General features: G+C 45.6%; 22 protein-coding genes and 1 pseudogene. 13 read left to right on the top strand and 10 right to left on the bottom strand.

All coding sequences use genetic code 11. From position 1 onward, the window contains the following. Window positions 1–49 precede the first annotated feature (49 nt). The 4 genes from QUA01_RS20970 to QUA01_RS20955 all read right to left on the bottom strand — a co-directional run bounded on the left by QUA01_RS20970 (window position 50) and on the right by QUA01_RS20955 (window position 5,406). Entirely contained in the window at window positions 50–1,570 is a 1,521-nt protein-coding gene (locus QUA01_RS20970) for a nickel/cobalt transporter (RefSeq protein ID WP_333092812.1), read from the bottom strand. 118 nt (window positions 1,571–1,688) lie between these two features. Next, entirely contained in the window at window positions 1,689–3,095 is a 1,407-nt protein-coding gene (locus QUA01_RS20965) for a tetratricopeptide repeat protein (protein WP_333092813.1), read from the bottom strand. 214 nt (window positions 3,096–3,309) lie between these two features. Next, window positions 3,310–4,524, bottom strand: coding sequence for a DUF4331 domain-containing protein (locus QUA01_RS20960; RefSeq protein ID WP_333092814.1), 1,215 nt, complete (start codon window positions 4,522–4,524; stop codon window positions 3,310–3,312). 207 nt (window positions 4,525–4,731) lie between these two features. Beyond that, window positions 4,732–5,406 carry a DUF4439 domain-containing protein gene (locus QUA01_RS20955; RefSeq protein ID WP_333092815.1) on the bottom strand — a complete coding sequence of 225 codons (675 nt, stop codon included), beginning with the start codon at window positions 5,404–5,406 and terminating at the stop codon, window positions 4,732–4,734. A gap of 217 nt (window positions 5,407–5,623) precedes the next feature. Here QUA01_RS20955 and QUA01_RS20950 point away from each other — a divergent pair, with 217 nt between their 5' ends. From QUA01_RS20950 to QUA01_RS20935, 4 genes are all read left to right on the top strand, one after another. Beyond that, window positions 5,624–6,190, top strand: coding sequence for a sigma-70 family RNA polymerase sigma factor (locus tag QUA01_RS20950; protein WP_333092816.1), 567 nt, complete (start codon window positions 5,624–5,626; stop codon window positions 6,188–6,190). 152 nt (window positions 6,191–6,342) lie between these two features. Continuing rightward, on the top strand, window positions 6,343–6,933 hold the full coding sequence (locus QUA01_RS20945) for a cupin domain-containing protein (RefSeq protein WP_333092817.1): 591 nt from the start codon (window positions 6,343–6,345) through the stop codon (window positions 6,931–6,933). A 144-nt stretch (window positions 6,934–7,077) separates the two neighbouring features. Then, complete coding sequence (locus tag QUA01_RS20940; RefSeq protein WP_333092818.1) at window positions 7,078–7,548, top strand: DUF732 domain-containing protein; 471 nt, start codon at window positions 7,078–7,080, stop codon at window positions 7,546–7,548. A 74-nt stretch (window positions 7,549–7,622) separates the two neighbouring features. Next, entirely contained in the window at window positions 7,623–8,432 is an 810-nt protein-coding gene (locus QUA01_RS20935; RefSeq protein WP_333092819.1) for a hypothetical protein, read from the top strand. A 331-nt stretch (window positions 8,433–8,763) separates the two neighbouring features. On the opposite strand, the gene QUA01_RS20930 is transcribed toward QUA01_RS20935, so the two are convergent. From QUA01_RS20930 to QUA01_RS20925, 3 genes and pseudogenes are all read right to left on the bottom strand, one after another. Beyond that, complete coding sequence (locus QUA01_RS20930; RefSeq protein WP_333092820.1) at window positions 8,764–9,306, bottom strand: acireductone dioxygenase; 543 nt, start codon at window positions 9,304–9,306, stop codon at window positions 8,764–8,766. Between the two features lie 349 nt (window positions 9,307–9,655). Beyond that, a complete protein-coding gene (locus tag QUA01_RS27500) occupies window positions 9,656–9,811 on the bottom strand; it encodes a hypothetical protein (RefSeq protein ID WP_442921580.1) in 156 nt (51 codons plus the stop codon). A 33-nt stretch (window positions 9,812–9,844) separates the two neighbouring features. After that, window positions 9,845–10,102, bottom strand: a pseudogene (locus tag QUA01_RS20925) (Na+ dependent nucleoside transporter N-terminal domain-containing protein); the annotation flags it as partial. 137 nt (window positions 10,103–10,239) lie between these two features. Between QUA01_RS20925 and der the strand changes: the two are divergent. The 9 genes from der (at window position 10,240) to proC (ending at window position 18,200) form a co-directional block, all read left to right on the top strand. Further along, a complete protein-coding gene (der, locus tag QUA01_RS20920) occupies window positions 10,240–11,601 on the top strand; it encodes a ribosome biogenesis GTPase Der (protein WP_194068387.1) in 1,362 nt (453 codons plus the stop codon). 176 nt (window positions 11,602–11,777) lie between these two features. Beyond that, window positions 11,778–12,149, top strand: a complete 372-nt coding sequence (locus QUA01_RS20915) for a four helix bundle protein (RefSeq protein ID WP_333092821.1) — start codon at window positions 11,778–11,780, stop codon at window positions 12,147–12,149. Window positions 12,150–12,289: 140 nt separating this feature from the next. Continuing rightward, window positions 12,290–13,285: an energy-coupling factor transporter transmembrane component T family protein gene (locus tag QUA01_RS20910; protein WP_333092822.1), complete on the top strand. Its 996-nt coding sequence runs from the start codon at window positions 12,290–12,292 to the stop codon at window positions 13,283–13,285. Between the two features lie 211 nt (window positions 13,286–13,496). Continuing rightward, entirely contained in the window at window positions 13,497–13,757 is a 261-nt protein-coding gene (locus tag QUA01_RS20905) for a 4'-phosphopantetheinyl transferase superfamily protein (protein WP_333156974.1), read from the top strand. Window positions 13,758–13,792: 35 nt separating this feature from the next. After that, entirely contained in the window at window positions 13,793–14,062 is a 270-nt protein-coding gene (gene pipX, locus QUA01_RS20900; protein WP_194011441.1) for a transcriptional coactivator PipX, read from the top strand. A 293-nt stretch (window positions 14,063–14,355) separates the two neighbouring features. Continuing rightward, a complete protein-coding gene (locus QUA01_RS20895) occupies window positions 14,356–15,033 on the top strand; it encodes a YggS family pyridoxal phosphate-dependent enzyme (RefSeq protein WP_333092823.1) in 678 nt (225 codons plus the stop codon). Window positions 15,034–15,110: 77 nt separating this feature from the next. Continuing rightward, window positions 15,111–15,734 carry a cell division protein SepF gene (locus tag QUA01_RS20890; RefSeq protein ID WP_333092824.1) on the top strand — a complete coding sequence of 208 codons (624 nt, stop codon included), beginning with the start codon at window positions 15,111–15,113 and terminating at the stop codon, window positions 15,732–15,734. 351 nt (window positions 15,735–16,085) lie between these two features. Then, window positions 16,086–17,312, top strand: coding sequence for an RNA-guided endonuclease InsQ/TnpB family protein (locus tag QUA01_RS20885; protein WP_333092825.1), 1,227 nt, complete (start codon window positions 16,086–16,088; stop codon window positions 17,310–17,312). 42 nt (window positions 17,313–17,354) lie between these two features. After that, entirely contained in the window at window positions 17,355–18,200 is an 846-nt protein-coding gene (gene proC, locus QUA01_RS20880) for a pyrroline-5-carboxylate reductase (RefSeq protein ID WP_333092826.1), read from the top strand. Window positions 18,201–18,514: 314 nt separating this feature from the next. On the opposite strand, the gene plsY is transcribed toward proC, so the two are convergent. The 3 genes from plsY to QUA01_RS20865 all read right to left on the bottom strand — a co-directional run bounded on the left by plsY (window position 18,515) and on the right by QUA01_RS20865 (window position 21,203). Then, window positions 18,515–19,198: a glycerol-3-phosphate 1-O-acyltransferase PlsY gene (plsY, locus tag QUA01_RS20875; RefSeq protein WP_333092827.1), complete on the bottom strand. Its 684-nt coding sequence runs from the start codon at window positions 19,196–19,198 to the stop codon at window positions 18,515–18,517. Window positions 19,199–19,410: 212 nt separating this feature from the next. Then, entirely contained in the window at window positions 19,411–20,751 is a 1,341-nt protein-coding gene (locus QUA01_RS20870) for a DUF3086 domain-containing protein (protein ID WP_333092828.1), read from the bottom strand. A 59-nt stretch (window positions 20,752–20,810) separates the two neighbouring features. Further along, window positions 20,811–21,203: a DUF3119 family protein gene (locus QUA01_RS20865; protein WP_333092829.1), complete on the bottom strand. Its 393-nt coding sequence runs from the start codon at window positions 21,201–21,203 to the stop codon at window positions 20,811–20,813. Between the last annotated feature and the right edge of the window lie 22 nt (window positions 21,204–21,225).

Here is a 21,225-nt window from a genome sequence, read left to right as displayed (position 1 = left end):
CAGATTAGAACATCATCAAAACTGACGCACCCTAGGATCTAAAATTGTATTATCCGCCAGCTACCCATTGATTCGCCGCCCATATTTTCCACATTGCTTGTCCCGAAATTCCCAATCCCAAAAACATTACTAACATCGCGCTCAAAGCCGGCAGAAACTTCACGGCTGTTATCTGTTTTGGTAGCTTATCAAAATTCCGTTTCGCATAAACTAAGATTAATCCGATCGCGCTCAGCACCAAAGCCAATCCCAAACTAAAGGCTACCACTAGCGCCATTCCCAAACCTACATTCCCCAAAGCAGACGCGCTCAACAGCATCACCAAAGCAGAAGGACAAGGCAACAATCCCCCCGAAATTCCCAACAATAATAAGCTTTTCCAAGTAATTGGATCGCCGTCAGCACCGGGGGGCAAATGTGAGTGCAAGCGCCCGTCTCCGTGATGGTGGTAGTGCTGAGAGATATCTGATTTTACTGGCTTAAATTCTCTTTCCCAAGTTCCTCTATTGAGCAGATTTACTGGTTCTTCAAGGTTCGTATTCAGGACGACAGTCCTGGTTTTTTTGCGAACTAAACTCCTCACTACGAACCTGATTTTTTCTAGGAATTTATTTAAGCCGATCGTGGTAAGAATTTGATTTTTTGATTTTTTGCGGACTGTCGTCCCCGTTACTAACCTTGTTTTGATTCTTTCTGAAAGTAACTTAAAGCCGATGACTGCTACTAATAAGCCGGAGATTAAACTCAGCCAAGGATCGAGTTTTTCTGGTTCGATTAAGTTGGAAGCGAAAAGAGTAATTCCGCCGACTGCAAACACCCCCGCAGTGTGAGTTATTGTGGTTGTTGCTGCTAAAAATAAAGCGTGCATCGGAGTAGCCCGCGAACCTACCAAATAAGCGCCGACTATGGTTTTTCCATGTCCGGGCGACATGGCGTGCACGCATCCCCAGACAAATGCTCCGGCTACTGCTAGCAGCAAACTCCAACCTGTATCCCAGATAGATTCATTTCCTGTTAACAAAAACTCCCGGTTTTGGGCTGTAAATACAAAGCTTTTAACAGCACCGGCTTCCACGATGGTAGCTTGACAGCTAGCTGTAGCAACTCCGGGTAAAAATAGATTGTAGTTAATCCGCAATTTTTCGTGTTTGGAAATGACACTATAAGCGGGCCAAGTGTAGTTTAAGATTAATGTGCTGTGGGTATTAGTTTGCTGGATTAAATGGGCGGTTTTACTGGCTAATTCTAGCGGATTTACTGTTAATGAACCTTGAAGTTTGCTGCTGTTGGTGATGCGAATTTGTTGGCTGAAAAACTTTTCTAGCTCTTTTTTGTGGCTGCGAACTTCGGCTGCTTGTAGCTGGCCGTCCCGATTGTCGTCGGCGAATTTTGTTAAGCCGGTTGGAAAAGTTAATGTTACTTCGGTTTGGAAATCGTTGACGATTATTTCTGCGACGGATAAGTCTGACCAGTGCGAGTAAACTGGTTTGGTTGATGTTGTGAGAAATAGTAATAGGGTGAGGGATAAAAGAATGAGGTATTTGTAGGATTTACGTAACTTTTTGGGCATATTTTTAAATTTTAAAACAAGTTGATTTTGTGAAATATTGTGGGTTTTTCAGGAGGCGATCGGGGGATTTATTCCCTGACTAATAGCTTGAGATTTTGTAGTAGGTACTCGTTATTAGTTAAAATTCAAAACTTCCTAAACTTAATGTTTTGCCATCACGCCCGTCAAAACTCGGATCTGTTTCTTTAGCCTTTTGAAAATAAGCGCGAGATTCAGCATCTTTTCCTAATGTGCGGGCGATCGCACCAGCCCGGTAAAAGATACCCGCATCGCGAATGCCCGATCGCATTATTTCGGCCATCACCCGATCGGCTTTTTGCCATTCCCCAGTGCTAGAAAGCGCCTTGGCGTAAATATCCAACGTCACAGCATCCCTGCGGATTTTTACCTCATCCTGCATTAACAGCAGCGCTTCGGCGACATCCTGCGATCGACCTTTTTCCAACAGCAAACTCGCCAAATCGCGCCGGTGTCCGAAACCGCGAGATCCAGAAGCCTGTTCCTGTCGCAGCCCCGCTTCTGCTTTGTCGCGCAGTCGCTTGGAGGATCGCGCATCTCCCTGCAACTCCTTCACCCTCGCCATACCGCGATCCACAAGGCGATCGTACACCGTCGCAGCACCGCCAGCATAGGCAGAAACCTTACTGTAACTAGCCTCCGCTTCCCGATAATTGCCCTGGTTGGTTTCCAAATCCGCCAAATAAATCAGCGCTAGCGGGTTTCGAGGCACCAACCGCAGCGATTCCAAAAACAGCGCTTTCGCCTGCACAAACTGCCCGCGACGCGCGTAAAATCGACCCAAGAGCGATCGGACCCGCGCCGATCCCGCAATCTCTCCGGGTTCCTCCGCCACCATTGCTTGTCGGTAATCCTGCAAAACCTCAGCATCTCGGCCCTGCGCCTCTCTCACTAACGCTCTTAATGTGAGAGAACCTAAGTTAGGAATCCGATTAACTAAGGTTTCTGCGGCTGTGTTTGCCTCACTAACTTTTCCCATCGCCAAGTTAGATGTAACCGAAAGGGCGATCGCATCTTCATTATTAAAACCCACCTGTTTCACCAAGCGCAAAGCACTAGCAAAATCGTGTCTCGCTTCAGCAATTCGAGCTAAAACCAACAGCGCACCTTTGTTGTCAAAAGGCAAATCGGCGATCGACCTTTCGGCCGCCTGTTCCGCCAATAAAAACCAACCACCCTCCCCAGTTGCGCGAGCCATTTTTAGATAAACTCCCGCCAACGCAGCCCGATTCAAACCGCTGTGAGAATCCACAGCCAATCGCTGCTGATAAAAAGCAATTTCTTGCTTAATCGCTTCCTTTGGACTGGGATTATTTCTGAGAGCGTCAAAAAAATGGTAGCGGTAATTTGCATCAAGATTAGCCGGAGTTTTCTCGGCAAATAAATCAGAAATAAGACGCAGATTTGGGGGAATGTTAATAACAGCAATACCCACAACAGGAACTGCTATCAATAACCACCACCAAAAAACATCAGATTTTATTACTTGTCCTGTTTTAGTTTTCATACATCCCCGTTAATCAGCGTTCATCTGCCGTAAAAAAAAAGCATTTTAGATAGTCATTTCTCAAAAAGATGAGGCACCCTAGGGCATAGGGCATAGGGCTATCCTCACCACGCGATCGAACCGCTATATGTCATTAGCCAACAAGCAATCACCAATCACCAATCACCAATTACTAATTACTAATTACTAATAACCAATAACCAATAACCAATAACTAATTCGGCAAAGCCAAATAAGGAAAATTCGGTTCTAACGGCTTGTGTCCCTGAGCCGCGTTTCCGGGAGTTCCGTTATATGAAACATTATCGCCAACTGGAGAACCTACCAAAGCTCCCAGAGTGATATCAATAACATCGTCCATCAGCATACGACCTCCGATCAAACTTCCTTGAGCATTTGTCGCACTACCGTAGCCGCTGGGTTTTGTGGTATCGATCCGCATGACATCGGGTAAGAAAGCTCCGGCGATCGCATTTGGATCTACATTATCGCTACCATCCAAAAGATCCACAGCATTCAGAGTAGCAACAGCTTCCTGCCGCACTGGAGCAGCAGCAGCGCTCAAATCCAATTTCGGAGAAATACTATTAAATGCCTCCATAAACGCGGGAGTAACTACCAAACCCTCGTTAATTGCAGGTCTCGCCAAGCGCTCGAATTGTTTGAAACCGCCAACTCCATCCCGGATCGAAATTGTTGACCAAACATCAAAAGTATTCGCCCCAGTTCCTGCTTGCAAAAACGCTTTTGGAACGCGGACGGTAATTGTATTGACGTTGTAACCTTTTGTAAAGTCGATCGCTTGATTCGGTGGCTTGAAACCTACTTTCGCCCCCGTGCCCAAAGCCCCAGCGCGGACTCGGAAAAATTGTTCTACATCAAAGAAAAATGGATCTTCCCGCAAACCTGCAAATACAGTTAAGTTAGAACCGTTCACAGGTACTGTATTCAAAACAGCATTAGAATTTAGCGGAGTTGTGGCAATTAGTCCACCATTAACTGTCGTTTTAGTAGTTGTTTCCGAGCCGTTGCGAATAACAGTTATGGCTACCGCTTGCATACCTTGATTGTTAGGCGGACTGAAGGCAAATCGCAAGATGGTATCGGCGCGTCCAGTAGGTGTAGAATTAACATCACCTACCTGCGAGATGTTAAATTGGTAGAGGGCTGTAGTGCTGAAATAATATTGATAGCGCGCTACAGACCTAGGATTTGAATTCATTGTCAATATTAAATCCCCGTCCGCAGCACTGGAATTTTGGTCTTTTTCGCGATATACGTACAAGTCTGTTAAATTAACAGTTCGACCTTTGATATCGACTTCGCCGTCGTCGTGATCGGAAGCGGCAATTATCCCTGGAGTTAATACAACAATTAGAGCTAATTCAATAGCTAGTATGGTTTTACGAAACTTTTTTGTTAGTTTCACAGTTAGCACCTTTATTTCAATGGGATTTTTGGACAAATCAATGGCAAATAACCCGCGTTTGCGGGTTGTATTTTTTTAGCAAAAGGTTTCAACCTTTCAACCTGTGGGGCTTTGGTGCTGTTGCCGATTATTGTGCTATCAGTATACGAGTTAGTATACGAAGGTTTGGCAATTTTGGATCTGTGCAGAAATATTAAGTATTAAAAACTAGACCGTCAGCACCCAACTGTTGCGGTTGTTGCTACTAACAAAAGCAGCAGGTACAATTTCCAGATTCATGCCCAAAGCCTTGAAAGTAGCGCGAATAGCTGCTGCGTGGGCTGCTTCTGCCATGCCGATGCTAGCTCCTGCAGTAATCAAACCCGGAGTCTTCAACTTGGCAGCTTCCACAGTGTAGGCGATCGCAGCATCGGTCTCTAAAGCCAGGGCTAATTTAGCAATATTTACATCAGAATCTATATTTCCCTCCTTCTTATTGATGTATGATGAAAGGTCGTAACTCGACTCGGCTGTCACGGGATTTGCGCCCAAATTTTTCACCGCAGAAGCGAGAAGATCTCGGTGCTCTTTGTGGTCGTTTTGATTGCGAAGTGCTAGGGCTAAGACTGCTTTGCCAACATCAGTATTTGTGAGCTTCCCTGCTGCAAAACTGTAGGCCCAAATTGCCTGATGTTCGTAAAAAAGTGCGTTGTTGAGAATAGCAGCATCATTTTTGTTGTCATCGGGAGTGGCGGCGATCGCCTTTTCCCCAAGCAGCGAAATGCCCAAAGCGCCAGCTAACCCGGCAATAGCACCACCTGCAAGCGCAGCGCGGCGCGATCGCAAATTATAAGTATGGCGAGTTTTAGACATTTGAGATAAAGCTATTTCTTCATTTTGCATAGAACGTATTGCTAGGTTTGAAAAGTTAACAAAAAAGGTGACAAAAGTGCAATATAAATCGGGAGCGGGACAATTTAAAGCATGACAAAATTAGCCCGTCAAGGCATACTTACGATCGCATCCCCAATTGACTTACAATTATGTTCTATAGTGATATACGCCAAATATTTAATTTTGGATCTGTACACTCAAAACAAAATTTTTTAGGTACACTGAGATGACAGGCCAGAAGTCCAGCGATGAATCGCTGCTTTTAGTGCAGATTGCCCGGAAAGACCAAACGGCATTAGCTCAATTTTACGATCGCTACGGTCGCCAAAGTTATGCACTAGCTTACAAAATCCTGGGTTCGGTAGAAGAAGCGGAAGAAGTGGTATTAGATGTGTTTTCCCAAATTTGGCAAAAAGCAGCAACTTACGATCCTTCTCGCAGTCGAGCGGATACGTGGTTGTTCATGCTTACCCGCAGTCGTTCCCTCGATAGACTCCGAGTTTTGCAGCGAACAGGCCGGGCGGCCGAAGCTTGTCTGGAAGATGCAAAAATTCCTTCTTCGAGCCTTCCAGAACCGATGGAAGATGCAATAATCGAAGAACGCAGGGAACGAGTCAAAGCAGCGCTAGAAAAATTGCCCGCAGAACAGCGAATTGCGATCGAACTCGCCTACTACCAAGGACTGACTTGTGCGGCGATCGCGACTAAAATTGGTATTCCGACAGGTACAATCAAAACCAGAATTCGTTTGGGTCTTTCTAAATTGCGTCAAGCTTTGAGTGAAGAAATTTAGGTTGTCACAAAAACACAAGTTAAATTGTCTAACCTCAATCGAAAATTATGGCATCTCCAATTTTCGATATTTAGTGCGAAAAAAACACTCTAAAATCGCAAATCTAAAATCTAAAATCTAAAATGGAAATGATGCCGGATGAGGAGTTTAATATGCTTGCAGTTTTTCAAGTTCTCGATACGATCGACGAGTCAGAAAGTCGCGCACTTGCAGAGAAATTGCAGAAATCGCCAGAACTGGAAAGCGAACGGGTGGTCTTGGAATCAGCAATTTCTGCGATCGCCTACACAGCCCCTCCAGTTCCCGTCGCCGCCGACCTGAAAAACCGCCTGTTGCAGCGTATAGCCGAACTGCCGCCTACTCCGGCAGAATCAGTCAATTTACCGCCAATTGTTACCGAGAAAACTGAGAATAATACTCGCTCTTTAATTGTGCGATCGGGCGATGTCAAATGGAAACCTTATGGAGTTCCCGGAGTTTGGATCGGCAAGCTTTCTTTTGATAAGAAAAAGCGCGAAATCACCTGCTTGATGCGACTGGAACCGGGGGCAAGTTTTCCGCTGCACCGACACGCGGCATCGGAAGAAGTCTTTGTATTAGAAGGAGATTTAATTGTAGAAGGGGAAGTTTGTCATCAAGGCGATTACATTCATTCGGTTCCCGGTTCCATACATTCGCCGCTCAGTGAAGGGGGATGTTTGCTGTTAATGAAAAGTTCCCTAAATAATGAAATGCTTGTTTGATATCGACAATTCGGTTTGTAGTAAGGAATGCGAGTCCGGGCGGTTTTGCGGACGGTCGTTTTCACTACAAACTGAATTTAGGTTCGTAGTAAGGAATGCGAGTCCTTAAGCGGTTTAAAATTCCAACTAAATAAGGTGAATGCTATGCTAAATTACTGGCGCTTAACTGCTGTGATGTGCGCCGTTATTATACAATTTGTACCTAGCGACAAAAGCGCGATCGCCCAAGAACACGAAGGATGTTTTTTGGTTAACTCAGCGGGAGAAGTGATTAACTTAAATCAGTTGTGTTCGCCTGAAGAATCAATTCAACTTACAGGAAACGATGGGAAATTTATTGAAGACTACAAACGCTTAGCAAAAAGCTACTCTCCAGAAGCAACGGGCAATTTACTGCAAGCAATCCAAAGAACCCCCGGTAGAAAAATTGCCGCAGCTAAAAAAATGTGTGCGGATGCAAAATCGGGACTTTCTTTGGCGGAAGTTAAATTAAGGGCGATCGGACAATCTCTCAGCATCGAAAATCCAAATGTCAAAGAAAGTTTTCTGGCTGATGCCGATATTATTACCACTCTTGCAGCTAACCATTATTGCCCGGAATTAGCAAATAAATAAATTAGTTGAAAGACGGAAGTTTCCCAATTGAGGAGGCGATCGACAATTACAGATTTTTGTGTAATTTAAAATAGATGAAACATTTAAAATCAAGTTCCGCCGACTTGCGGGATTTATTCAAAGACAGCATTACTGTTAAATACTTGGCGGAACCGCTAAAGTCTGTCCCCGCTGACGAAGATGCAGCTAAATTGCGATCGTGGATGGAGGCCCGGGATTTTGACGTGCTGGGTATCGAAGAAAACGGCACTGTTTGCGGTTATATAGAACGATCGCATTTAATCACAGGTAAATGTAGCGACTACCAGCAAATTTTTCACCCCTGTGAATTAATCGCCGCCGCGACTCCGCTGATGGAATTGTTGCCGCTGCTGCGAGAAAAACCGAGATTGTTTGTATTGGAAAGCAACCGCATCAACGGGATTGTCACCTGTGGCGATTTGCAAAAAGCACCGGTGCGGATGTTGCTGTTTGGGTTGGTGACGCTGCTAGAAATGAATTTATTGCGGATTGTGCGGATCTATTTTCCCCAAGATTCGTGGCAAAATTCGCTTAAGGGCGATCGTATTTTAGCGGCCAAACATCTTTGGGGATTGGGGCGATCGCGAAATGAAGCAATTGACTTAATCGATTATCTGCAATTCTGCGACAAGCGAGATTTAATCCTGACGAATGCCGAAATAATCGATCGGCTGGGGCTCAAATCCAAGCGTTACGGAGAGCGTTTTTTAAAGTCAGCAGAAGCATTGAGAAACAAATTAGCTCACGCCCAAGATTTAATCAACGGTTCTTCTTGGCCGGAAGTAATTTTGCTCGCTCAGGAAATAGAAGCGTTATTGCAGCGCTGCGAAGAAATTGAAATCACCAGAACCACTGAATTATAGCTTTTTTCAATAAGGTTAAAAGTTAGTCAATTTGAGATTTGAGATTGAGGACTCGATCGATACTTCATATCAATTTCGGTGGCATTCCTCATGATGTTAACTGTTAACTGTTAACTGTTAATTTACTATTCCGATACTAACGGATTTGAAATCATCTTTCACTCTAACTGCTGCAGACAGCATTTAATCCTTAATTTCTTAGTCCGCGGAGGCGGACATCGTTTGTATAGCAGCGATTTCAATCGCCGAGTATTGTCATTATTTCTTATTAGTCCGCGGAGGCGGACATCGCTTGTATAGCAGCGATTTCAATCGCCGTCCGATATCTGATTTAATTTCTAATTTTGAGTTTCCGGTTAGTATACTGAGGAACCCAACCTTGAGCGGTGGTGTAATACTGCACAGCTTTCAAGTAAAGCAACGGAGTCAAATAAAACCAATGTTCGGTATTGGATGGCACTTTTATGTATTCTTCAGCTTGTAACATTAATTGTACCTGAGATCCGTTAGGATACACAAATCCAAAAACACATTCGCCAGCTAACACATGAAGAACTTCTGCATCTGCGTGGGTGTGAGTGCGATCGCTTTGAGTCATGAGTGGGTAAATTTGCGGCGAACCGGGATGCAGCACTTTTAAGTCGCACCACTGACATCCGCTTGTGCGCTTTAACTGTTCAAACTTGCTGTTAAATGCTGAGAGAATCTGCTGTTTTTCTGTGAGGCTGAGAATGTCTTGGATGAGAATTTCTTGAACCGCAGGATTTTTTTTCGTTAGCAGGCGATCGACCTCAATATTTAAAATAGCGAGTTTGCTGGCGATCGCGCAAATATCGCTGTATGTCGTACCGTCTTCTAGTTGCAGAACAGCCATCGTACACCACCTATTTATTTGACTTTGAGAAGAATTTAGTTTCCAGTTTCTATATACTGTTGTGACAAACTAAACTCCTGCTTATTTTCAATAATAGCCGATCGCTCAAATTAGATATTGTGCTTCCCGAACATTTAAGGTAATATCATATTTTAACTATCAAGCCTTAAATTTTAACTTTTATTTAATAAACTTGCGAGTAGAGTCCGCCACAATCACCTGACAAAACTCAAAAAATTGACAGCAGCATTCCCGCCATGCAAGCAGTCATAAAACAAGCCACAGAACCAGCAATCATCGTCCTCATATCAATTCCGGTTGCAATCCTCATGATGTTAACGGTTAACGGTTAACAGTTAACGGTCAACAGTGAATTTACTATTCCGATGAAGAGAGGATTTGAGATCGCGCCCAACCGAGCAAAATCGCCCTGATGCGATAGCGCGATCGCACCAATCCCCCAAATTTGAATCCCGATGGAAGCAATATTAGAAAAACTGCACAAAGCAAAGCATAAATCGGAATAATTGCCGATCGTTCAGAAATCGTTTATGGTGATAAACGAAGAGAAAACAATGAGAGTCGGCAACACTGCAAAAGCGATAAAACGCTCCATCAATTTTTCTCCATATAAAAACTTTGCTCCGCTATATAAAAAAATTAGAAACTGGGTGACTAAATCTCCTAAAAATGTAAATAGCGCCAAACCACGAGCAGTTTTGAGAATCAAAATTGTCCAAATTAGCTGCCAAGCAATTCCCCAAAGTACGGGAAGCCACTTAACAGCGCGCCGAGAAACTGAAAATGCCTAGGACAAAGCGACAAAAACCGCTAACCCCAAGAGAGAAATAAGTCTGTCCATTTCAGTCAGATTCCCCTATAATCAGAGACTAAAGCTCAAAATTACGGCGCAGCATAATTGCTGCTACATTTATGCCTCTACCTATAGTTGCTATTATTGGACGCCCCAATGTAGGCAAATCGACGATAGTCAACCGTTTAGCCAACAGCCAAGACGCGATCGTCCACGACGAACCGGGAATCACGCGCGATCGCACCTACAGACCAGCATACTGGGGCGATCGCGAATATCAAATTGTAGACACAGGCGGGCTAGTATTCGACGACGAAACCGAATTTCTGCCATTAATCCGGGAACAAGCACTGGCGGCGCTTGCAGAAGCCAGCGCAGCCATTTTCGTAGTAGACGGAAAAACCGGACTCACAGGCGGCGACGAATCCATCGCATCTTGGCTGCGCCTGCAAAAAGTCCCCATCATTCTAGCCGTCAACAAGTGCGAATCGGAAAATACCGGACTCACCCAAGCAGCAGACTTTTGGACATTGGGACTAGGAGAACCTTTCCCAATTTCCGGGATTCACGGTAACGGCACCGGCGAATTGCTAGACGAACTAATGACTCACCTTCCCACAGAAATAGAGCCAGAAGTAGATGAAATTAAAGTAGCAATTATCGGTCGTCCCAACGTCGGAAAATCGAGCTTGCTAAACGCATTTCTCGGAGAAAACCGCGCCATAGTCAGCCCAATTTCCGGCACAACCCGCGACGCGATCGACACCATAGTACAACGCAACGGTCAAACCTACCGCCTGATCGACACCGCCGGAATTCGCAAAAAGAAAAACGTCGAATACGGTGCAGAATTCTTCGGCATCAACCGCGCCTTCAAAGCCATCCGCCGCGCCGACGTTATACTGCTAGTAATTGACGCAATTGATGGCGTTACGGATCAAGACCAAAAATTAGCCGATCGCATCAGCCAAGAAGGTCGAGCCTGCATCATGGTCATCAACAAATGGGATGCCATAGAAAAGGACAACGACACCATCTACGAGTACGAAAAAGAAGTAAGAAGCAGACTTTATTTCCTCGACTGGGCAGAAATGATTTTCGTCAGCGCCATGAGCGGACAGCGAGTTGAAAAAATCATTGAATTAGTAGACAAAGCCTCCGACGAACACAAGCGTCGCGTCCCAACCGCCGTGATTAACGAAGTCATAGAAGAAGCCACAAGCTGGCACTCAGCGCCAGTTACCCGCCAAGGAAAACAAGGTAAAATCTATTACGGAACCCAAGTGCGATCGCAGCCACCAACAATTGCATTGTTTGTCAACGATCCCAAACGGTTCACCGAAAACTACCGCCGTTACATGGAAAGCCAATTCCGCAAACACCTAGGCTTTACCGGCACACCAATGCGGCTGCTGTGGAGAGGCAAAAAAGTTCGAGCCACCGAAGTCAGCACAACAAACAGAGCACTCCGAGTCAAGTAATTTTGGATTTTAGATTGAAGAAAAAACGCAATTTAATAATAAAATTAATGAATTGCGTTTTTTTGTTTCATCAAAAATCAAACAATTGCAAAATCCCAATGTCAAAGACCCAATCTAAAATCTAAAATTTAAAATTCCAATGAAAAAATCAAAAATCGAAAATCGAAAATCCCAAGATGGACGAACAAGAGTTTAAACAAAGAACGAAGGCTCTAGCATTAAGACTTATTAAGCTAGTAAGTTCACTGCCCAAAAATACCGTTTCTGAGGTAATTGGCAAGCAGTTAATTCGTTCAGGAACTTCTGTAGGGGCTAACTATCGAGCAGCTTGTCGCGCTAGAGAGACAGCAGACTTAATTGCAAAACTCAGAATAGTGGAAGAAGAAGCAGATGAATGTCTTTACTGGATGGAGCTGATAGTTGAAGCTAAATTAGTAGATGTCACTAATTTGAGGAGTATCATGTCAGAAACGAATGAAATTTTAGCAATGACAGTTGCTTCAATCAAAACTTTAATTGCTAAGAACCCAACAGCAAGTCGCAAATAAAATAATCTCAAATCCCCAACCAAAAAAGTTTTCCCTCAAAAATTAAACAATAAAATAAAGTCCAATCAAATAATTAAACAATTCAAACAATCAAAAAATCTAAAATCTAAAATCTAAAATCTAAAATCTAAAATCGCAACATGGATTTACTTCGATCGCTCCCGATAGGACTTTACCTAGAACAACCCGTAACGTGGCTGCACCGCGTAGACTCCCGCGTCAAACTAGCCTGGTTGATGACATTCCTAATCGCGCCCATACTCGCCAACCCCGCTTGGCGGTTGATGCTAGTAGCAATGTTAATCGTACTGACACTAACCGCAGCCATTCCCCTGCGCGTGTGGAAACAGCAAATGGGACTGCTGCTGCTATTCTGCCTTTTAGTATTTTGCCTCAGCGCGATCGCCCCCGATGCACTCCCCTCAGAACACCAGCCCCGCATCCCCGCCGACGAATTAACCTTTTCCCAACAGCCCGCAACCCTTCCACCCCCTCCAGAGCCGAAAGCGTGGTACAAACCTTTTAATTTAGGCTCAAACTCCCCAACCCAAAATTCCAAATCTCAACCGCAAACTAAACTCCCCCAACCCACAAACTACCGTTACGTTTTATTTAAAGGCGGCCCGATCACAATCACCCGCAAATCCATAGATTTAGCTATCAACGTCAGCACCTTATTTTTCACAGTAATTTACAGCACCAACCTCTATCTACTCACCACAGCCAGCGAAGAAATCACCTGCGCTATTGAAAATTTAATGAGCCCGCTGCGCCGCTTGCACTGGCCTGTCACCGAAATAGCGCTAACATTAACGTTATCTTTGCGCTTCATTCCCCTAGTATTGGAAGAAATACAAAATTTAGTGCGATCGGTCAGCACCAGAGCCATAAACTGGAAAAAACTCGGATTTCGCCGCGCCGCTCAAGTTTGGTTGCTCATCGCCGAGCGGCTGTTAGAAAATTTGCTGTTGCGAGCCGAACAAATAGCCAGCGCCATGACTGTTCGTGGCTTCACAAGTCCCGATCGACACCGTGTAGAATGGCATCAGTTGCACTTCAAAATCCGAGACTGGATCGCCCTCGGTTGCTTGATCCTTCTCTGGAGCGCCCGCTTGGTTTGGGGTTGGGATAGTTAGGATTTTAGATTTTAGATTCTTCGACTTCGCGAGGGAACAAGTTTTAGATTTTAGATTGGGGGATTGAGTGATTGATGGGTAGTTGACGCCGCATTAGACCCGTTGGGCGATCGCGCTTCCTCGAAAAAGTTTACACGCCCGCCGAACGCAGGGATTGCGGGCAATAAAATTCTCAACACAGCAGCATTAAAGGTAAAATGAATCGAGTTTCCTGCAACCAGCTAGCTGCTGGGCCGCCAAGGACGCTGTTGTCAAAGCTCTAGGCACCCGATGGCGGGGAATACGATATGCAGATGTGGAAGTTCGGCGAGACGATCGCGGTGCTCCAAACGTGCAACTGCACGGAACAGCAGCAGCACGAGCTTCAGCCACGACGGAGACTACTGAACCGCTAGGGCGATCGCCCTTTGTACCCCGCCAGAAAACAACCCCCTCCCGTGATTCCCCAGCGAAACTTAAATCTAAAATCTAAATCTTTAAACTAAAATCGATCGACTGTGAGCATAAATGACTACAGAAACCTACCTGAACCATCCAAACTTCGGCCTCCTCTTCAGGGTATCCCAGGTTGAAGACAGCCAAGAATTATTCACCACACTATACGCCCAACGCCTATTCTTCTTAGTGACAAACGGCCCAGGCGGCCTGAGATTTGAACCCATCAGCCGCTCCGACGCTCGCCTGATGGTAGAAATTCGCCTGCGAACGCTCCGCCGCAACGGGCAATACAAAGATTACGACCAATTGCAAGCCATTCACCAGCGTACATTTCAATAGCGAAAATCTGTCATTGGTCATTAGTCATTGGTCATTAGTCATTGGTAATTGGGAATTTCGTAATAGGAAATTCCTCGTTACCAGGCTCTGCCTCTGTTTCCCTCGCCGCTTCTGGAAACACAGAAGTGTAGCAGATGTTTAAATTAAGTAACCGGGCATCATTAATTACAAAAAGACTCTTGACGCTGATTGGGCCCTGGGGCGATATGCAAGTGTAATTAATTCAGCACGCCCTACTGATTAAATTTTCGTTCCTAACTTTCCTTCCCTCCACTTCCGAGCATTGAGCAACTATGACCATTACCTCTCGAATTAACAGCATTCGCCAACACTTGCCCGAATCAGTGCGGTTAATTGCCGTTACCAAACAGGTATCGACTGATGCTATCCGCGAAGCATACGGCGCGGGCATCCGAGATTTTGGGGAGAGCAAGGTTCAAGAGACTGTCGAAAAACAAAACCAACTGCAAGATTTACCCGGCATCAACTGGCACCTCATCGGGCACTTGCAAGCCAACAAAGCAGCCAAAGCCCTAGAGCATTTCCAGTGGATTCATTCTGTAGATAACTTAAAATTGGCAGCTAGGCTCGATCGCATAGCGGGAGAACAGTCCTGCTCTCGGGAAGTCTGCCTGCAAGTCAAAATGTTGCCAGATCCCGACAAATACGGCTGGACAGTCCCAGAACTGCTTGCCGACCTCCCAGAACTGAATAAATGTCAGAATCTCAAAATTCAAGGTTTGATGACAATACCTCCGCTAGGATTAGATGAGGCGCAAATCCTAGAATTGTTTAACAGCACCCGCGAACTTGCTAATAAAATCCAGCAGCAAAATTTGCCCCACATCCAAATGCAGCAGCTCTCGATGGGGATGTCGGGAGATTATCATTTGGCAATTCAAGCAGGTGCTACTATGATACGGCTAGGAACAAGCTTGTTTGGCTCTAGAAGAGAGGACAACTTGGGTTAAAAATAGAGTAGTTAGCGACCCGCGGCTAACCCGCAACGCGAGTATAGTCGGGGCAGTACAGTCGTGAAGGAGCTTAAATGGTGAGCATTTTTTCTAAGCTACGAGATTTTGTAGGCTTCAACAATGAAGGTGAATACGATTACGAATACGACGAAGCGGATGGAGATCGTTTTCAAACCGTCTACCAACCGCCCGAACCGAACGCCGCTGCAGCCGCTGCAGCAGAAGAAGAACGCCGCCAAAATCGCAGAATGCGGGAGCGGTCAGTAGTAGGATCGACAGGTACGGATGTTGTTGCACCAACCGGGGGAGTAGGGTCAGTAATGAATAACGTGATTGGAATGCCTGGAGCTATGAACGGGATTTCGGAAGTAGTAGTAATGGAGCCGCGCACTTTTGAAGAGATGCCGGCAGCAATTCGAGCGCTGAAAGAGCGCAAGTCTGTGGTTTTGAACCTAACTGTGATGGATCCAGACCAAGCGCAAAGAGCTGTGGACTTTGTAGCGGGCGGTACTTACGCCCTTGACGGTCATCAAGAGCGAATTGGCGAAAGCATTTTCTTGTTTACGCCTAGCTGCGTGCAAGTGAGAACTCAGTCTGGTGTGGTTCACGAAGTGCCCCCAGCCCAAGGACGCCCCCGCCCTGCTGCTGCTCCTGCACCGACTGTCTGGCCGGCAGAACAAGCTCCAATGGCTCAGTAGTCATTAGTCAGTTGTCAACTGACAGTTGACAGTTGACAGTTGACAGTTGACAACTAATAAGCTGCTACGCATCTAAATTGAATACAAAGACGGGCTCTCCTGCCCATCCCACAATAATTGTAGAAAAATTGACTGTCAAATTAGATGCAAAGCAGCTTAACTGTGGAATCAAGACTGCAGATTAACTAACAAGCGGGAAGTCCCCCACTCTAATGGTAGTCCGTTGAGTGCCGGGATAAAAGCGTACAGAACAATTGGGTTCTATGCCCACTTGTTCGCTCTGCGATATTTGTAGATCGGCAAAACCTTTGATCTAATATTTACTATTAATTAGGAATTAGCAGTAACTAAATGCTACGCAAAGTTGTCAAAGTTCGTTTATACCCTACCGATCGGCAGTGCAAGCATCTGGCACAGAGCTTTGGTTGCGCTCGTTGGTGGTGGAATTACGCGCTTAATAAGTCGATTGAAGTCTATCAAGAGACTGGCAAAGGGCTTGGACAATCTGCATTAAATGCTTTACTGCCAGCCCTAAAAAAGGAATATGAATGGTTAAGTGACTGCTACAGTCAAGTGCTACAGGCGGCTACGCTTAATCTCACGATTGCCTATAAAAACTTTTTTGACAAAAGAGCTCAGTTTCCTAAGTTCAAGTCAAAAAAGCATAAGCAGTCGATTCAATACCCCCAAAATGTTCAAGTCATTTCTGACGCTGAACTCAAGTTCCCTAAACTTGGAGTAGTCAAAGCAAAATTACATAGACCGATTGACGGAAAAATCAAAACTGTCACAGTTAGCCAAAACCCTTCAGGTAAATACTTTGCTGCAATTTTATTTGAGATTGAAGGTGAAAATCCAGAATTTTCTACTTCTGGCAAAATCCTTGGGATTGACTTAGGATTAAAACAGTTTGCAATCGTTGCCGATGGCACTAAGATTTCTAAGTTTGAGAACCCTCAACATTTTGTAAAACATCAACACAATCTCAAGCGTAAGCAGCAAAAGTTAGCGCGTAAAAAGGATGGCAGTAATTCTCGCAAAAAAGCTAAAAAATTACTGGCTAAGATACACGAACGGGTAGCCAATTTTCGGCATGATTTTCTGCATAAACTCAGCGCAAAGCTGGTCAACAAAAACCAAGTTGTCATAGTAGAAAATCTTCATGTTAAAGGCATGGTTCGTAATCATTGCTTAGCTAAAGCTATTTCTGATGCTGGTTGGGGAATTTTTGTCAATTTCCTGAGCTACAAATTAGACCGCAAAGGCGGTAAGTTAGTAGAAATTGATCGATGGTTCCCTAGCTCTAAAACCTGTTCAGTTTGTTTGCATCAAGTCTCGGAAATGTCTTTAGATGTGCGCGAGTGGACTTGCTCTTACTGTGGCACTCATCACGACAGAGATGGCAATGCTGCAACAAATATCAGGAATGAAGGTATCAGAATGCTAAAGACGGATGGAACAGCCGTTTCTGCTGTTGGAGGGAAGGTAAGTCCAAAGGTGGGGCGTAAGTCCAATCTGAGGCACTCCCCTGCGAAGACAGAAGCCCACGCTGTATGCGATAGCATCAGCGCTGAGTAGTTCACTAACATTAGCTAACAACTGACAACTGACAACTGACTAATGACTAACATCAAATTTGGTACGATCGGCGGCGGGGTAATGGGAGAAGCTCTCCTGTCGCGCCTCATAGCACAAAAAGTTTATTTACCCTCAGAAATATTGGTCAGCGATCCGCAACCCCAACGGCGCGAATTTTTGACGGAAACCTACGGAATCGCTACAACAGCAAGCAATCTAGAAGTTGCTACCGCTACAGAAGTGCTGTTTTTGGCGATTAAACCGCAAATGTTTGATACGGTAGCTTTGGAGTTGGCTGTGGCGATCGATCGCCAACAAGCAAATAATGGAGAAACGGCTAATTCCCAGCCCGAAGCGTTGATAGTATCGATTTTAGCAGGAGTCCCGCTCAGCAAGCTAGAACCGGCTTTCCCTGGGCGGGGAGTGCTGCGGGTGATGCCGAATACTCCGGCGACGGTGGGGGCGGGAATGAGCGCGATCGCCCCTGGCAAACTTGTGCAACCAACCGATTTAGAATTGGTAAAACGCATCTTTGGCGCTGTGGGAGAAGTCGTGGAAGTTCCCGAAAGTATGCTGGATGCGGTGACTGGGCTTTCCGGTTCCGGCCCTGGTTATGTGGCAATTTTTATCGAAGCCTTGACAGATGGCGGAGTTTGTGTTGGACTGCCACGGGCGATCGCCTCTCAATTAGCAATCCAAACTGTATTCGGTACAGCGAAGCTATTACAAGAAACAGGAATGCACCCCGCCGAATTAAAAGATCGGGTGACAAGTCCCGGCGGTACAACTATTGCCGGAATTGCTAAATTAGAAAGTAATGGCTTTCGATCTGCTACGATCGAAGCAGTCAAAGTGGCTTATTTGCGTTCTCAAGAATTAGGGAAATAGGTGTTATAGCCTTTCTCGTAAAGATGAGGTATGTCCGGTAATGGGTAATGGGTAATTGGGAATTGGGAATTGCGAATTGGGAATCGCAAGTGCCTATAGGCTTTCTGAGGTTTCTGGAGGTAAAGACGGCCTCCGTGCGAAAAGCTGATCGTCGCATAATTTGGCATACCTCATGTTTTTGAGAACCGCTATATATCAAATCCGTTCGATTGACCGCAATCAGTAAAGTTTGTAATGCGGACTTTAGTCTGCAGCCGGAGAACGGACTAAGAACGAAGGGTTTTTGTTATGGTCATCAACCGGACATGATATGATTATTGATCGCTAGCTGCTGTTTCCAATTTCTCTCCAATCCTCGGTTCAGTACCGTTCAACAAACGCTGAATATTGCTGCGGTGCCGCACAATCACAAACACACCGCCCGCAATTGCAAACAATACATAAGCCAGCGGCTGATGTAAAGCAAACATCAATCCAGCAACGCTAATTGCTCCGATAATTGAGCTTAAAGAAACAATTCGGGACACTGCAAAAACAATTCCAAAAATCCCTAAAGTTCCCAAACCAACTGGCCAATACAAACCCAGCAAAACTCCCAAACTCGTAGCCACAGATTTACCGCCAGTAAACCCCAACCAGATAGACTTGCTGTGGCCCAAAACAGCAAACAAGCCTGTTAAAGTTGCCATCCAAGGAATGATAGTGGAAGTATTTTCTATACCTGCGCCGATCGCTAACTGACTGGTAAAATCTACAGAGTAAATGTAGCGGGTTAGGACGATCGCACTTACGCCCTTCAACACATCAACCAGCAACACCGCCAACCCCGGCCCTTTCCCCAAAGTCCTCAGTACATTAGTCGCGCCAGTCGAACCAGAACCCACCTCTCGAATATCAATTCCCAGCATCCATTTACCCAGGGTGTACCCAGTCGGAATTGAACCCAGCAGATAAGCTGCTATTAAAAGTGCGCCATTTAAAACTATCCAGCTAGTCATGTTTTAATTTAATCTTCGTGTATTTTTACAATTTGCCATAGCAAATGTGTTTTTTTTACCTTCATAAAGAGAGGGCGGATTTTGCCTCGATCGAGTTGCTTGTTTCATAGATTCTGAACTCAACCCGCCCCTGCCGGGTATGGTGTGTTTTTTGCTTGTCCAATCAGCAATTACCGATTACCATTACCCGTTTCTAATTACTAATTACCCATTCAAAAATCTTTAGGAACCATCAAACTTTGCGGATCTGGAGCAAAGGCCAGCCACAGCGGAAATTGCAGCATTGACAAACTAATTAAATCCTCAGTTTCATCGATCGCAATTAGCGGCAAATTGCCATCTTTCACCAGTCGATCGGCTTTTTGAGCCAAAGCCTCGGGAGACTCAAACATAATAATGCCGCGTTCCGGGCCAAAATCGCTGCGAGTAATCCCCAAACAGTCCTGCAAACCCCTGCGCCACTCTCCCAAACGTTCGGGAGTGTTGGCGAGCACCAAAGTCCGCACCCGTGCGCCGTAGACGCTTCTGAGGACAGAAACAATCGCCGAAGTAATCAAGATATTTTGCAAGCGCGAACCCATAGTTCGCAAAGCGCCCCTTCCTCCTTGGGTGAAAAACCAGTTAGAGACTCGTTCCGCGTGGATGGGTTCAAAGGTGCGGCGGAGTTGCCAAGCTGGGCCGTAGTAGTCCGGGAGGGTGCGATATTGGTCGAGGATGCGGCGAATTTGTTTGGTTTGTTCTTGAAATCCTGGTTCGGCAAATCTCAGATTTACTGGTGCTGAGGACTCCGATTCGTCCGCATACATTTGCTTGGGCGTTTCTTGGATTGGCGGTGTCAAATCTAAGAGTTCCGCAGTGGCGGCCAAATCCTGCAAACTTCCGACTAGATAGTCTTTGAAACCCTGGACTCGGATGGCTAAGTCTTGGGAAACGCCTGCAAAAGTTGTCCGCATTTCCTTTTGAATTCGATCGCGCCGGCGTTCGAGTTTTTCTATTTCGATTTGTAGGGTTTGTTTGCGCTTGTCTAATTGAATCAAGCCGTCTTGTACCAAACGCCCCATCGATGATTGAGCCTCGCTCAACGCTTCTAATGCTTTGGCTTTGTCGGCTTCCAGCGCCGCAATTTTTTCTGTCAAATTTTGTTCTTGCTGGAGCAATTTTTGAACTCGATCTGCCACATTTTCGGTAACATTTTCTGAAATTTCTGTCACCGTTGCGGCGGTTGCTGTTGGCTGGGAGTCTGTTTCTGGCTCGATTCGACCGATCCTCTTCGAGGGCTTCGCTAACGCGCTTTCAAAAGAGCGATCGTCTGTTTCTGGCTGAATTTGATCGATCGCGCTTGCTGCGTCCGCTTCATCGGCGATTTCGGCCTCTTCCTCGGCCCAGGGGTCTGTTTCTGGCGGGAATTGGGCGGCAGGTTTGTTAAGAGCGATCGGCTTTTGCGGTGTCTGAGATGGAAGTTGGTACTCCGTCTCAGATACCGATAAGTTTAGTTCGCCGTCAGCGGCGGCTGTTTCTTGAGGTTTTTGGGTTGGAGATTCGTCTGAATTCATGGGAAATTTTGTTCGGCCCAGGGCACGGAAAAGCTAAATATTTTAAATTAACAACTTTTTTAGTCTTGACGGGGACAGCGCTGTTCTAAGCAGGTCTGTAGCATTTTACGATCGAACAGAACCGGCAGAAAGTGAATGCTGTTAATTTCTTTGAAATAGAACAAAATCGGCAGCGCGGGCCAAAATATCCGCCAATTTTGCCATTCTCGGTAAGGAAAGCGGCGGATTAAGTTTTGCGATCGATAAATGTCCAAATCCGTTGCGGTGAATTGCAGCCGGATGGTGGCGGCTTGGTACATCAGAAACAAGCCGAACAGCGAAAGCGGCAAACTCGCCCACTTCTGCACGAACAGCAGCGGTACGGCGGCCAGTACCAGCATTAGGGGAATCGCAAAACTCGGGGCGAGCTCGATCGTATTTGTGGGCGCGGTCGCAGAGGCGGTTGTATTCACAGGTTTAAATCAAAGGTACATA

This window comes from Microcoleus sp. S36a_B3 (genome assembly GCF_036700745.1).
In the GTDB taxonomy this organism is placed as follows: domain Bacteria; phylum Cyanobacteriota; class Cyanobacteriia; order Cyanobacteriales; family Microcoleaceae; genus Microcoleus.
The sequence above is the reverse complement of the archived record's forward strand: the minus strand, read 5'-3'. Positions and strand labels throughout refer to the sequence as shown.